This window comes from Amycolatopsis sp. 3B14, assembly GCF_050958625.1.
GTDB lineage: Bacteria > Actinomycetota > Actinomycetes > Mycobacteriales > Pseudonocardiaceae > Amycolatopsis_E > Amycolatopsis_E thermoflava.
Genome location: NZ_JBHZEN010000023.1, coordinates 224710 through 236678, shown reverse-complemented (window position 1 = coordinate 236678; position 11969 = coordinate 224710). Strand labels below are relative to the sequence as shown.

Genomic DNA, 11969 nt, shown 5'->3' with positions numbered 1-11969 from the left:
TGAGGGCATGACCGGGGACGCGACCGGCAACCGGCTGGCACGGCGCAAGGCACGAACCCGTGCCGCGCTGCTCCGGGCCGCCCAAACCTTCATCGCAGCCGGGAAGACAACCGTCCCGATTCTGGAGATCACGCAGGCCGCCGACGTCGGGATGGGTTCCTTCTACAACCACTTCGAGAGCAAGGAGCAGCTCTTCCAGGCCGCGGTGGAGGACGCGCTGGACCGTTTCGGCGCCCTGCTGGACGAACTGACCGCGGATCTGGACGACCCGGCGCTGGCGTTCGCGCAGAGCTTCCGGCTGAGCGGCCGCCTGCACCGGCTGCGTCCCGAGTTGAGCCGGGTGCTGCTGAACAACGGGCTCCGCCTGGCGACCTCCGAGCACGGGTTGGCGCCCCGGGCCCGCCGGGACATCGAGGCCGCGGTCGAAGCCGGCCGGTTCACCGTGCGCGACCCCGAACTCGCGATGATCACAGTGGCCGGCGCGATGCTGTGCCTCGGCCAGCTGCTGCACAACCAGCCCGGCCGTGACGCCTCGGCGGCCACCGACCAGGTCGCCGAGGATCTCCTGCGCATGTTGGGCCTTGACGCCGACGAGGCTCACGAACTGTGCCGGCGCCCCTTGCCCGACCTCGCCGCGGACGATCCCCGCGACTCCGCCGCGTAGTCCACCGAGAGACGCAGTGCCGGGAAGTCACTCCCGGCCGGCGCGCGTGGACGGGTCGCCACCGGCACACCCAGGGGTCGGGCCACATCGCCACGAACTCACCTGCACCCAGGAGCGTTCCGGCATCGCGCGCTCAAGCGGCACCGAGCGTCCACTCCGGATGCCACTTCCAGCACCGGGCGGACGTAGGTGTCAGCAACGCCATGGTGATCAGCGCCCGTCGCCAATGGCCGGCGGCGCGCGCCCCGGACCGGAATTGCGACGGGGTCCGCACCGGCGGGCACGGTCGCCGAGACGCATGTGGCGTCCGCGCCCGATGCCGTGCAGGCGCGATCCTCACCCGATCCGGCGCTCGGCCCCGGCCCAGGCGCGCTCCCGGAGCAGGTACTTCTGGATCTTGCCGGTCGAGGTCTTCGGCAGCTCGCCGAAGGTCACCGACTTCGGGGCCTTGAACCGGGCGAGCCGGGAGCGCACGTGGGCGATGATCTCCTCCTCGGTGGCGCTCGCCCCGGCGTGCAGGGTGACGTGCGCGGCGGGGACCTCGCCCCACTTGTCGTCCGGCACGCCGATCACCGCGACCTCCAGCACGGCCGGGTGGTCGGCGATCGCCTGCTCCACCTCGACGCTGGCGATGTTCTCGCCGCCGGAGATGATCACGTCCTTGCTGCGGTCGCGCAGCTCGACGTAGCCGTCCGGGTAGATCACGCCGATGTCCCCAGTGCGCAGCCACCCGTCGGGGGCCGCGGCCGCTGTCGCTTCCTCGTCGTGGAGGTAGCCGAGCATGACGTTGTTGCCGCGCAGAGCGATCTGCCCGGTCGTCACGCCGTCGGCGGGCACGTCGCTGCCGTCGCCGGCGATCACCCGGACTGTGCAGGCGATCATGTTCCCCACGCCCTGGCGGGCTCGCAGCCGGGCGCGGGCGGTCTCGTCCAGGCCGTTCCACTCCGGACGCCAGTCGCACAGCATCGCCGGACCGTAGGTCTCGGTCAATCCGTACAGGTGGGTCACGTCGAAGCCCAGATCGGCCATCCGGCGCAGGATCGCCGGGGACGGCGGCGCGCCGCCGGTCGCGATGCGGATCGTGGCGCCGACCGGCTCGGCCTCGGGCGCGTACGCGAGCATCGACAGCACCGTGGGCGCGCCTTCGAGGTGGGTCACGCCTTCGGACCGGATCAGGCGCCACGCCTCCGCCGGGTCGACGCGCGGCAGGCAGACGTGCGTCGCCGCGGCCGCGGTCACCGCCCACGGGAAGCACCAGCCGTTGCAGTGGAACATGGGCAGCGTCCACAGGTGCACCGACGACGGTGAGAGACCGGTGTGCGCGACCATCGCCAGCGCCTGCAGGTACGCCCCGCGGTGGTGGTACATCACCCCCTTCGGGCGACCGGTCGTGCCCGAGGTGTAGTTGATCGACAGCAGGCCCCGCTCGTCGCGCGGTCGCCGGTTCACCGGCGCCGCCGAAGCCAGCCGGGTTTCGTAGTCCTCGCCGGCGCGGATCCGCACCGGTGGTGCGGGCAGCTGGGCGAGCACGGCGTCCACCAGCTCGTCGAAGGCCGGGTCGTGGATGAGCACGGCCGCCCGGGAATGCCCGAGGATGTAGGCGATCTCCGGCGCAGACAGACGCGTGTTGAGGGTCAGCAGCGGCACCCCGGACCAGGGCACCCCGAAGTGCGCCTCGAGCATGACGTGGGAGTTGGGCGCGAGCACCGCGACGGGCCGGTCCCCGGCCAGCGGCGCGAGCACGCCCGCGAGACGGGACGACCGGTCGTGCAGCTCCGCATAGGTCCAGCGCAGCGGCCCGTCGATCACCGCGACCCGGTCGCCATGGGCGGCGCGGGCCCGGTCCAGGAACGCCGTCGGCGTCAGGGGCTCGAACGACATCTCGGCGAGGTTCACCGGCTGTTCCCTTCCCGTGGGCGGCTGACGCGGGCGAATCCGCTGCGGTGGAAGACCAGGGGATCGATGGCGGGCTCGGCGCGCGCCGTGTGGATCCGCAGCGTGGCGATCAGGTGGTCGCCCGCCCCGGTTTCGGCCTCCAGCGAGCACACGAACCGGGTCGGCCCGCCGAGGACGTGCACCGCGCCCTCCGGCGTCGTGTCGATGGCCAGGCCGGCGAACCGGTCGCCATCCCTGGCGGCCAGGGCGCGGGCGGCGTCTTCGTGGCCGCCGGCCAGCACGCTGACGCCGAGCGCCGGCAGGGTGCGCAGAACCGCCCACGTGCGTGACGTGCGCTGCACGCAGATCGCCGCGAGCGGCGGGTCCAGCGAGACCGGCACGAACGTGCTCACGGCCATGCCGACGGGCACGCCGTCCGCGAGCCCGCAGACCGCGACAACGCCGCTCGGGCAGGTGCCGAACGCGTCGCGCAGGGATCGTTCGTCGAGGCCGGGACCGCCCGGCCTGCTCGTCGTGATCATCCTCGGGTCCTCTCGGTGAGCGGCGCCGCGGCGGACGCCACGCGGCGCCGGAAAGCGAGCAGGTCGCGCGGCGCGTCGAACGCGGTCGCGCCGACCAGCTCGTCCCCGTCGTGGTGCAGGAAGAGCTGCCCACCGCCGGTCGGGATGCTCGACGTCGTGGTGGCGGCGTCCACGCGGCCGACGTGCTGGATCCGGACCCCGTGCTGGTCCGACCACACGTAGCCGGTCGTGCTGAACGCAGCGGCCGGGGCGTCGCCGACGATCACCCCGGCGACGAAGGACGCCTGTTCGCGGGCCGCGGTCCAGTGCTCCATCCGGACCGGCCGGCGGCGAACGACGTCGAACCACCGCGCGCAGTCCCCGATCGCCCAGACTCCGTCCGCGCCGTGGGCCGACAGGTCCGGTCCGCACCGGACGCCGTCGTCGAGGACGAGGCCGGATCCGGTCAGCCAGCGGGTCGCCGGGGTCGTGCCGATCCCGGCGACCACGACATCGGCGTCGAGGCGGGTGCCGTCGTCGAGTTCCACGGCTTCGACGCGGTCCCGGCCGCGGCAGCCGGTCACGGTCCGTCCACACCGGACGTGGACGCCGTGGTCGCGGTGCAGCCGGGCGACCCGGTCCGACACCTCGGGCGGCATCAGGCGGGCCAGGAGCCGGGGCGCGGCTTCCACGATGGTGACGTCGAGCCCGAGCGCGCGCGCCGACGAGGCCACCTCTCCCCCGACGAACCCGCCACCGACGACGACCACCCGTGGCCGGCCGGTGAACTCCGCCCGGAGCGAAGCCGCATCGGCACGGGTGCGCAGGTAGTGGACCCCGGCCCAGCTGTCGAGGGCGGGCAGCCGCCGCGGGCGCGACCCGGTCGCGATGACGAGCCGTCCGAACGGGATCGACCCGCTGCCGGTCACCAGCCGCCGCGCGGCCAGGTCGAGTCCGGTGGCGGCCAGTCCGGGACGGTGGTCGACGGCGAGGCCGCCGAGGTCCGCCAGTGCCGGTGGCTGCGCGGCGGCCCCGGTCAGGATTTCTTTCGACAGCGCGGGTTTGTCGTAGGGCGGGCCGGGTTCCTGGTCGACGAGGACGATGTCCTCCTCGTAACCGCGGGCGCGCAGCGCCTGGACGGTCCGGACCCCGGCCACGGAACCGCCGACGACGACTGTCGGGCTCCTCATCGGCGTGTGAGCCTGATCGCGCGCGCCGGGCAGTCCGCCTCGGCCTCGCGCAGCGCCGCGTCGTCGGTGGGCAGTGGGCGGCCCGCTTGGACGACGGCGAGGTTGGTGCCGGGGTCGAGGTCGAACACCTCGGGCGCCGCGACGACGCAGTTGCCGTAGCCGCTGCACAGGTCGGCGTCCACGTCGATCCGGTAGGTCATGTGCTCTCCTCGAAACGGACAGGGAGTGTGGCGGGGCCGAAGTGGGAGCCGCCCCGCAGCCCGCTCCAGGTCGGCGCTCCGGCCGCCCGCAACGGCGGGTGCGCGCACAGGATGGTCAGCAGGATCGCCAGTTCGGCGCGGGCCAGCGGGGCGCCGAGGCACTGGTGGATGCCCCAGCCGAAGCCGAGGTGGCCACGCGCGTCGCGGTCCGGGTCGAAGCGGTCCGGGTCGGGGAACCGGGCGGGGTCGCGGTTCGCGGCCGCCAGCGCCAGCAGCACCGCATCGCCCTCGGCCAGGTGTGTTCCGCCGAGATCGGCCGGGCACGCGGTGCGCCTCGCCGCGCCCTGCGCGGGGCTGCGCAACCGCACCATCTCCTCCACGTACCGGGGAGCGAGGGCGGGGTCGGCGCGCAGCCGGTCCTGCAGGTCCGGGTGCTCGGTCAGCAGGTGGACCAGCGAGCTGGCGGAGTTCATCGTCGTCTCGTGCCCGGCGACGGCGAAGGTCGCGAGGATGCCGGCCTGTTCCGCGGGCTCGAGCGCGCGGCCGTCGACCTCGGCGTCGAGCAGCCTCGTGACGAAGTCGTCCGGCCAGGCCGTCCGGTGCTCGGCGAGTTCGTGGTGCATCAGGTCGTGGATGCGCCGGTCGATGGCCGCGAAGTCGACCGTGTCGTCGTCGGCGGCCAGCCTGCTCCACATGTCCTCGGTGAGCTCCCGGAACTGCCGCACCGTGTCCGCCGAGAACCCGACGACCTCGGTCAGCACCCGCAGGGGCAGGGGCAACGCGACCGCGCGGACGAAGTCTCCGCCGCCGGCCGCGGCGAACCCCGCGACGAGGTCCCACACGGTCCGCTCCAGGAACGGGGTGAGCTGCCGGACCCGGGCCGGTGACAACGCCTCGGTCATCAGCCGGCGGTAGGCGGTGTGCAGGGGCGGGTCGAAGTCGATGGGGATCGCCCGCTGGGTGCCGTTGACCGGGAGGCGGTGCCCGGAGGCCGAGGAGAAGGTGGCGGGGTCGCGCAGCGCGGCGCGGACGTCGTCGTAGCGGGTGGCCAGCCAGAACCCGCCCCGCGCCCGGGACCGGACGACCGGGCCGGCCGCGCGGGCGGCGGCGTAGGCCGCCCACACGGTCGGTTCGGTGAGGGCGGGGTCGTAGGGGTCGAAGTCCGCGACGGGAGCAGGCACGCCGGTCACTTCCCCGTCTCCCGCGGGCCGACGTACCCGGTCTGCCCGGCCTCCGACCCCAGCGCGAGGACCGGTCCGTCCAGGTCTTCCTGCCACACCAGGGCTTCCATCCCGATCTGCAGCGGGTGGTCCTGGACGGTGTAGACGCCGAGCCCGTCCGGTCCCTGGTAGTGCGCGTGCTCCAGCCAGCCCGGCGCCGACAGCAGCAGGTCGCCCGCTTCCCACGCGATGTCCTGGCCGTCCACTGTGCTCACCCCGGACCCGGCGAAGTGGTAGTTGATCGCCACCGAGGAGTGCCGGTGCCCGCGTCCGCGCGGCCGCGGCGGCAGGCCGGGTGGCATGACCGAAGCGGTGACGAAGAAGTTGTGGGTCGCGCCCTGTCGCCGCTGGGTCGCCGGGTTGTACAGCGCCATGATCGTGCGCTTGCCGTCACCGGCCTCCTGCGACAGGTGCGGCGCCACCTCCGCCCACGGCCAGTGCAGGGGGCGGGAGTCGACGACCTCGATGTCGACGAGGAACTCGTAGCCGCGCAGGCGGGCGCCCCGGTCGCCGATGGCGATGTCCGGCGCGGTGCTCCGCGTGTAGGCCTCGTCGCGGGCCTTCCCGCGACCGCCGGCCGAGGGCCGCCAGGTCGGTGGCAGGTCCTCGGCGTAGTGCACGCCGAGTTTCTCCAGCAGCGGCGCGTTCGAGTAGCTCAGCCGCGCCCACACCGCGCCGGAGTCGTTGTGGAAGCGGAACGGTTTCATCGACGGGATGTTGGCGACGTCGAGGTGGGCGAAGGGGATCGTGGTGTCACCCACCTCGATCCGCCCGCTGCCGGCGATGCCGATCTCCACCCGGTGGGCGTTCTCCCGCAGCGGCGCGGTCGTCTCACCGGGGTTGAGCACTTCGATCGTGACGGAGATGCCCGGCGCCAGGCCGAGTCCCGGCGCGGTCGCCGACGGGTGCACGATGCGTGCGGCGCGGCGGCCGGTGGCCGGCAGCGGGGCCGCGGCGAGCCGCTGGATCTCGGCTTCGATCTCCGCGCGGGTGATCTTCACCGGCGCCCACGGCTGCGGGGCCGCGGCCGGTTCGGCGCTCACGTCGATCATCCGCGTGGAGCCGGCGGGTCCGGTGTTGGTGATGGTCATCAAGCTCTCCCTTCCAGGAGCGATTCGGTTTCGGCCCGGGTGTCGGTGGCCTCGGGATGGGGGCTGCGCAGGACCAGGCTGGCGGCGAGGCTCACCGCTCCGGCCAGGACGAGGTAGGCGGAGACGGCCGCCGCCCCGCCGGTGGCGGTGTGCAGGAGCGTGGCGACAATGGGCGCGATCGCGCCGCCGAGGACGCTGCCGATGCCGTAGGCCACCGACGATCCGCTGTAGCGGATGCCGGGCGGGAACGCCTCGGAGATGAACGCGCCGTAGGGACCGGACGCCAGCCCGATGCCCAGTCCCGCGACGGCGCAGGCGATCAGCGCGCCGGCGGTGGTGCCGGTGTCGAGGAGCCAGAAGTACGGGAACGACCACGCCGTCAGCAGGACGAGGGCGGAGACGATGACCCGGCGGCGGCCCAGGCGCCCGGCGAGCAGGGCCGCGAGCGGGATCGCGGCGGCCCACACCAGCGCGCTGACGATGGTCACGGCGAGCATGGCCGACGAGGAGATCAGCCGTTCGGCCGCGACGTAGCCCAGGGTGAAGACGAGCAGCACGTTCCCCAGCGCGGACGCGAGGATGTTCAGCCCGGCGGCCGGGATCCAGGTGCGCGGGGCGCGCAACACCTCCGCCAGCGGCGCGCGGTGGATCTCGCGGCGGGCCCGCAGCTGCCGGAACTCCGGGCTCTCGTCCAGTTTCAGCCGCAGCACCAGGCCGAACACGACGAGCAGAGCGCTCACCAGGAACGGGATCCGCCAGCCCCACGCGGCGAAGGCGGCGTCGCCGGTCGCCAGCCGCACGGCCAGCAGGACCAGGCTGCCGAGCACGACCCCGAGCGGCAGCCCGACCTGGGGCAGCGAGCTGTGCAGCGTGCGCCGCGCCGGTGCGGCGTGTTCGAGGGCCAGCAGCGTGGCGCCGCCCCATTCGCCGCCGACGCCGAGCCCCTGGCAGAACCGGAGCACCACGAGCAGGATCGGCGCGGCGATGCCGATCGTGGCGTAGTTCGGCAGGAGCCCGATGAGCACCGTGCCCACGCCCATGATCAGCAGGGAGAGCACCAGCATGCTGCGCCTGCCGATCCGGTCCCCGAAGTGCCCCATCAGCGCCCCGCCGACGGGGCGGGCCACGAAACCGACCGCGAAGGTCGACAGGGCGGCCAGCGCGCCCGCGGCGGGTGAGGCGCTGGGGAAGAACTGGCGGCTGAACACCAGGGCGGCGGCCGAGCCGTAGATGAAGAAGTCGTACCACTCGATGGTGGTGCCGATCAGGCCGGCGAGCGCGACGCGGCGCGACCGTCTCGGCGATGTGATGGAGACGGACATCGTCGTCCCTCCTCGGTTGGTCCGGCCTCAGGCCGGGTGGGGGTGGTCCGGGAGCAGGTGCGCGCCCTCGGCGAGCAGGGCGCGCACCCGCCGGACGCCGTCGTCGGACACGGTCGTCAGCGGTGGCCGCACCCGCGCGGAGGCGATCCGGCCCTGCTGGTGCAGGACCCATTTCGCGGGTGCGGGGTTGGTCTCGACGAACAGCAGGTCGACCAGCGGGTGCAGGGCGTAGTGCAGGTCGCGGGCCGTGTCGTGGTCGCCGGCTTCCCACGCCTGGAACATGCGGGCGACCGCGGTGGGGGCGAGGTTGGCGACGGCGCTGATGAACCCCACCCCGCCGAGCGCGAGCAAAGGCAGGCCGAGCAGCTCGATGCCCGACCACACCAGCAGGTCCCGCCCGCACGCCGCGAGCACGCGCGAGAAGTGTTCGAAGTCCTTGGTGGTTTCCTTGATCCCGACGATGTTGTCGTGCTCGCGGAATAACCGGGCCACGGTTTCCGGCGCGATGTCCACGGCGGTGCGGGAGGGCACGTTGTAGATCACGATCGGCAGGTCGGGGAACTCCCGGGCGATCGTCGAGTACCAGGTGTGCAGCGCCTGCTGGGTCGGCCGGGCGTAGTACGGGGTGATGACCAGCGCGGCGTCGGCGCCAGCGTCGCGGGCGGCCGCCGTGATCTCCAGGGTCTCGTCCAGCTTGGCCGAACCGGTGCCGGGCAGGAACGGCACGGCGTCGTCGATCTCGGCGGCGACGATCCGGATGGCCTCGATCCGCTCGGCCGGGCTCTGCGCGGCCGGCTCGCCGGTCGACCCGCCGAGGGAGATGCCGTGTGAGCCGGAGCCGAGCTGCCAGCGCACCAGTCCGCGCAGGGAGGCCAGGTCCACCGCTCCGTCGTCGGTGAAGGGGGTGATCACCGGCGCGATGGAGCCGCGGATGCGGGCGGGGTCGGTGCGGAACTTCACGGGGTACCTCCGGCGAGCAGGCGGGCGACAGCCAGGTCCGACAGCCCCATGCCCATGCCCTTGAACACGGTGCGGTGCGGGCGGTCCGGGCGGGCCGCCTTCCCGGTCACGACCTCGGCCAGCGTGCGGACCGCGCTCCAGTCGTCTCCGTAGTGCTCCCGCAGTTCACGGGATCCGCGCCGGGCGTTCGGCTCGCTGTCGACGACGGTCAGATCGGTGTCGTCCAGCAGTTCGTGGTGGAATTCGGCGTGGGAGGGCAGGATGGCGCCGACCGCGTTGAGGTGGGCGCCCGACGCGAGGTGGGCCGGCCGCAGGAGCGGGTCGGCCGCGCGGGTGATCAGGCTGACGATCGGCGCGCCCGCGGTGGCTTCCGGCACGGACGCCGCGGTGACGGCGTCGAGGCCCAGCCGGTCGCGGACTTGCCCGGCCAGTTCCGCGGCCTTCGCGGCGGTGCGGTTCCAGACGCGCACGCGCCGCAGCGGGCGCACGGCCGCGACCGCCTCCACCTGGCGCAGCGCCTGCCGCCCGGCGCCGAGGATCGCCAGTTCGTCGGCCGCCGGGTCGGCGAGCCACCGGGTCGCGAGCCCGGACACCGCGGCGGTCCGCAGTGCGCCCGCGACACCGGCTTCGGCCACGCCCAGCAGGGCTCCGTCCGCGGCGGAAAAGATCGTCATGAGCGCGCTCGCGCCCGCCGGGGTGTTCACCCAGGTCTTGAAGACCGCCAGATCGGATTCGTGGTCGACGGCGCCCAGTGCGTGCGCACTCCCCCGGCCGTCCGCGGCCGGCCAGGTGGCCATGGTTTTGTCCAGGTTCCATGCGGTGCCTGCGGCCTCGTGGGTGAGGACGCGCTCCAGCGAGTCGATCACCTGCGGCAGCCGCAGTCCGGCGGCGTCGGCGTCCGTCCAGATCCTGATCCGGCCACCGCCTCGGCGATCTTCGGCGCGACCTCGTCGACCACGCCGTGGCGCAGGACGCCGACGCCGGACACCTCGACCTCCACCTCGTCGCCCGGCCGGAGGAACCTCGGCGGGGCCATCCGGAAGCCGATGCCCTTCGGGGTGCCGGTCGCGATCAGGTCGCCGGGGCGCAACGGCGTGAACGTGCTGACGTAGGCGACGATCTCGGCGAACCCGAAGGTCAGCCGGTCGGTCGTGTCGTCCTGGACGACGGTGCCGTTGAGGCGGGTGGTGACCCGCAGGGGCGCCGTGCCGAGTTCGTCGGTTGTGGTCAGCCATGGACCGGCGGCGCCGGTGGCTGCCCAGTTCTTGCCCGCGGTCGCCTGGCCGGAGTGCAGCTGCCAGGTGCGGACGCTGTTCTCGGCCATGCAGGTGACACCGGCGATGTGCTGCCATGCGTGGGCGGCGGGGATGCGGCGTCCGCCGGTGGAGATGACGAGCGCCGCCTCGCCCTCCCAGTCCAGGGAGTCGTCGTCGAACGGGCGCACGACGGGGGTTCCCGCTCCGACCAGTGAATCGGGGAACCTGATGAACAGCGTCGGATGTTCGGGCGCGGCACTGTCGCGTTCGGCCTCTTTGGCGTGCGCCGCGTAGTTGAACCCGACGCAGATGATCTTGGGGTGTGCCCCGACCGGCGGCAGCCACTCCACATCGGACAGTGGCACGCGGGGGTCGTCCGCCCGTGGCGCGGCGGGAGCGGTCAGGAGGTGCTCGAAGGAGGGGACGCGGTGGTCGAGCCGTGCGACGGTGTCGCGCTCGACGACGCCGAAGCCGGCGCCACCGTCGGCCGTGCAGAACCGGGCGAGCCTCACGCGGTCACCACCGGCGCCGGTGCCCGCAGGCCGCGCTTTTCCAGCAGCGGCAGCACATCGCGGGTGAAGTCGGCCAGGCCGGCGTCGTAGTCGACCCAGGTCAGCAGCGTGCCGTCGATGCCGGCCGCGCTGAGCATCTCCATCCGGTCGGCGATCGTCTCGACCGTCCCGACGAGCGGGAACGCGCCGGCGCCCGCGGCGAACCGCTGCCGCATGGCGGCGGCGACCTCGGGTGGCATCGTCTGCGCTTCGATGCCCTGCAACCGCATCCACGCGTCGACGCTCTCGGTGTCCTCGTACTCCACGGAGAAGCGGCGCAGGTACGCTTCCGCCTCGGCGTCGGTGTCCCGCTGCACGACGACGGTGTGGGTCCACACCTTGACGTCGCGCCCGAACTCGTCGCGGGCCATCGCCTTGTAGCCCTGGACCTGCTGGCGGACCTTCGCCTCGTCCTCGCTCTGGACGATGACGAAGCACAGGTCGGCATGCTCGGCGGCGAACCGCATGCCGCGCGGCGAACCGCCGGCGTTCATGATCGGGATGTGCCTCTGGTGCGGCTTGGGCATCGACACCCCGCCGAGGACGTCGAAGAACCGGCCGTGGAAGTCGAACTCCTCGGTCTCGTTCCACAGCTTCTCGATCACCTCGAGCCATTCGGCGAGGTGGTCGTAGCGCTCGTCGTGTTCGCGCATCGGGGCGCCGAACATCTCCAGTTCGGGACGGTTCCAGCCGCCGACGACGTTGAGGGCGAACCGACCGCCGGAGATGAGGTCGACCGTGGCGGACTGCTTCGCCGCGACGATCGGGTGCATCGTGGGGGCGTGGGACGTGGCGAACACGCCGATCCGCTCCGTGGCCGCGGCGATCCCGGCCGCCCAGGTGAAGGGGTCCAGGACCGTGCCGGCCTTGTGTCCCGGCCGGTTCGGGGCGTAGCCCTTCCAGCGCGCGAACGGCACGACGGCCTCGAACCCGGCGCGGTCCGCGGCCTGTGCGGTCCGCAGCGAGAAGTCCCAGGACGTGGTGTGCGCCTCGGGCACGAGTGTCAGTGCGGCGCCGGATCCGTTGGTGCAGAACAGGCCGAGCTTGAGGGTGTTGTCGCCGAGCAGCGGGTTCATCGCAGACCTCCTCGTCTGTGGTGACACCACGCTAAGGAGGCCA

At 73.2% G+C, this 11969-nt stretch carries 12 protein-coding genes; 1 reads left to right on the top strand and 11 read right to left on the bottom strand.

The genetic code is table 11. From position 1 onward, the window contains the following. Window positions 1-7 precede the first annotated feature (7 nt). Complete coding sequence (locus ACCP09_RS14055; protein ID WP_433746632.1) at window positions 8-664, top strand: TetR/AcrR family transcriptional regulator; 657 nt, start codon at window positions 8-10, stop codon at window positions 662-664. Window positions 665-1000: 336 nt separating this feature from the next. Here ACCP09_RS14055 and ACCP09_RS14050 read toward each other — a convergent pair whose 3' ends face one another. Genes ACCP09_RS14050 through ACCP09_RS14000 form a run of 11 tightly spaced genes read right to left on the bottom strand, consistent with a single transcriptional unit; the run spans window position 1001 to window position 11926 of the window. Then, entirely contained in the window at window positions 1001-2545 is a 1545-nt protein-coding gene (locus ACCP09_RS14050; RefSeq protein ID WP_433747056.1) for an AMP-binding protein, read from the bottom strand. Window positions 2546-2556: 11 nt separating this feature from the next. Continuing rightward, entirely contained in the window at window positions 2557-3081 is a 525-nt protein-coding gene (locus ACCP09_RS14045; RefSeq protein WP_433746629.1) for a flavin reductase family protein, read from the bottom strand. Further along, window positions 3078-4250: an NAD(P)/FAD-dependent oxidoreductase gene (locus tag ACCP09_RS14040; protein ID WP_433746626.1), complete on the bottom strand. Its 1173-nt coding sequence runs from the start codon at window positions 4248-4250 to the stop codon at window positions 3078-3080. Before ACCP09_RS14040 ends, ACCP09_RS14045 begins: the two co-directional genes overlap by 4 nt. Continuing rightward, entirely contained in the window at window positions 4247-4450 is a 204-nt protein-coding gene (locus tag ACCP09_RS14035; RefSeq protein ID WP_123686388.1) for a ferredoxin, read from the bottom strand. The genes ACCP09_RS14040 and ACCP09_RS14035 overlap by 4 nt, the downstream gene beginning before the upstream one ends. Continuing rightward, a complete protein-coding gene (locus tag ACCP09_RS14030) occupies window positions 4447-5631 on the bottom strand; it encodes a cytochrome P450 (RefSeq protein WP_433746622.1) in 1185 nt (394 codons plus the stop codon). Before ACCP09_RS14030 ends, ACCP09_RS14035 begins: the two co-directional genes overlap by 4 nt. 5 nt (window positions 5632-5636) lie before the next feature. Beyond that, window positions 5637-6761 carry a hypothetical protein gene (locus ACCP09_RS14025; RefSeq protein ID WP_433746619.1) on the bottom strand — a complete coding sequence of 375 codons (1125 nt, stop codon included), beginning with the start codon at window positions 6759-6761 and terminating at the stop codon, window positions 5637-5639. Further along, window positions 6761-8083, bottom strand: a complete 1323-nt coding sequence (locus tag ACCP09_RS14020) for an MFS transporter (protein WP_433746616.1) — start codon at window positions 8081-8083, stop codon at window positions 6761-6763. Before ACCP09_RS14020 ends, ACCP09_RS14025 begins: the two co-directional genes overlap by 1 nt. A gap of 27 nt (window positions 8084-8110) precedes the next feature. Continuing rightward, window positions 8111-9043 (bottom strand): 4-hydroxy-tetrahydrodipicolinate synthase, encoded by a 933-nt coding sequence (gene dapA, locus ACCP09_RS14015; protein ID WP_433746614.1) that lies wholly within the window; start codon window positions 9041-9043, stop codon window positions 8111-8113. Then, window positions 9040-9909 carry an ornithine cyclodeaminase family protein gene (locus tag ACCP09_RS14010; protein ID WP_433746611.1) on the bottom strand — a complete coding sequence of 290 codons (870 nt, stop codon included), beginning with the start codon at window positions 9907-9909 and terminating at the stop codon, window positions 9040-9042. The genes dapA and ACCP09_RS14010 overlap by 4 nt, the downstream gene beginning before the upstream one ends. Then, window positions 9906-10811: a fumarylacetoacetate hydrolase family protein gene (locus ACCP09_RS14005; protein WP_433746610.1), complete on the bottom strand. Its 906-nt coding sequence runs from the start codon at window positions 10809-10811 to the stop codon at window positions 9906-9908. The genes ACCP09_RS14010 and ACCP09_RS14005 overlap by 4 nt, the downstream gene beginning before the upstream one ends. Then, window positions 10808-11926, bottom strand: a complete 1119-nt coding sequence (locus tag ACCP09_RS14000; RefSeq protein WP_433746607.1) for an LLM class flavin-dependent oxidoreductase — start codon at window positions 11924-11926, stop codon at window positions 10808-10810. Before ACCP09_RS14000 ends, ACCP09_RS14005 begins: the two co-directional genes overlap by 4 nt. Window positions 11927-11969: the final 43 nt, after the last annotated feature.

Excerpts from the sequence above, each read along its gene's own strand:
- ACCP09_RS14000 (WP_433746607.1), bottom strand. The coding sequence starts at position 11,926 with ATGAACCCGCTGCTCGGCGACAACACCCTCAAGCTCGGCCTGTTCTGC.
- ACCP09_RS14020 (WP_433746616.1), bottom strand. The coding sequence starts at position 8,083 with ATGTCCGTCTCCATCACATCGCCGAGACGGTCGCGCCGCGTCGCGCTC.
- ACCP09_RS14035 (WP_123686388.1), bottom strand. The coding sequence starts at position 4,450 with ATGACCTACCGGATCGACGTGGACGCCGACCTGTGCAGCGGCTACGGC.
- ACCP09_RS14055 (WP_433746632.1), top strand. The coding sequence starts at position 8 with ATGACCGGGGACGCGACCGGCAACCGGCTGGCACGGCGCAAGGCACGA.
- ACCP09_RS14045 (WP_433746629.1), bottom strand. The coding sequence starts at position 3,081 with ATGATCACGACGAGCAGGCCGGGCGGTCCCGGCCTCGACGAACGATCC.
- ACCP09_RS14040 (WP_433746626.1), bottom strand. The coding sequence starts at position 4,250 with ATGAGGAGCCCGACAGTCGTCGTCGGCGGTTCCGTGGCCGGGGTCCGG.
- ACCP09_RS14025 (WP_433746619.1), bottom strand. The coding sequence starts at position 6,761 with ATGACCATCACCAACACCGGACCCGCCGGCTCCACGCGGATGATCGAC.
- ACCP09_RS14050 (WP_433747056.1), bottom strand. The coding sequence starts at position 2,545 with ATGTCGTTCGAGCCCCTGACGCCGACGGCGTTCCTGGACCGGGCCCGC.